Raw genomic sequence first — 479 nt, 5'->3', positions numbered from 1 at the left:
CGGCGAACTCGGCCGCCGCCGGACCGTGGTACTCGATCCACCCGCCGTACATCACCACGATCGGCCGGTCCGGGGCGAACCGGGCCAACGCCGGACCGTACGCCGGCAGCGGCTCGCCGTACGGCTGGGCGGGCAGGGCCACGTACCACGCCCCGTCCGGGAAAGCGGTCCGCGCCACCTGTTCGGGTACCCCGTCGAGGGTGGCGCCCCGGCCGACGTGGGACCCGCCGGCGCGCAGGTCGGCCAGGACGGTTGCCAACTCCCGTTCGGACGGTTCGCGCCACCGCACCCCGTCGCGCTCGGCCGGGGCCGGCGCCTTGCGCAGTCTGGCGATGAGCGCGGTCAACTGGTTCGTCCCGCCGTGGGTGGCGAACTGGGCCCGCCATCCGGCCCAGTCTCTTTTACCCCTCAAATCGGAAACGCGCCTTCATGGGCAAGCGTTTAGATCTCAGTGGCCGCCGTATCATTCAACAACAAAC

At 71.2% G+C, this 479-nt stretch carries 1 pseudogene; it reads right to left on the bottom strand.

From position 1 onward, the window contains the following. Positions 1 to 412, bottom strand: a pseudogene (locus tag JMF97_RS30580) (hypothetical protein); the annotation flags it as partial. Positions 413 to 479 lie beyond the last annotated feature (67 nt).

Source organism: Micromonospora fiedleri, assembly GCF_016774385.1.
Lineage (GTDB): Bacteria > Actinomycetota > Actinomycetes > Mycobacteriales > Micromonosporaceae > Micromonospora > Micromonospora gifhornensis.
The sequence above is the reverse complement of the archived record's forward strand: the minus strand, read 5'-3'. Positions and strand labels throughout refer to the sequence as shown.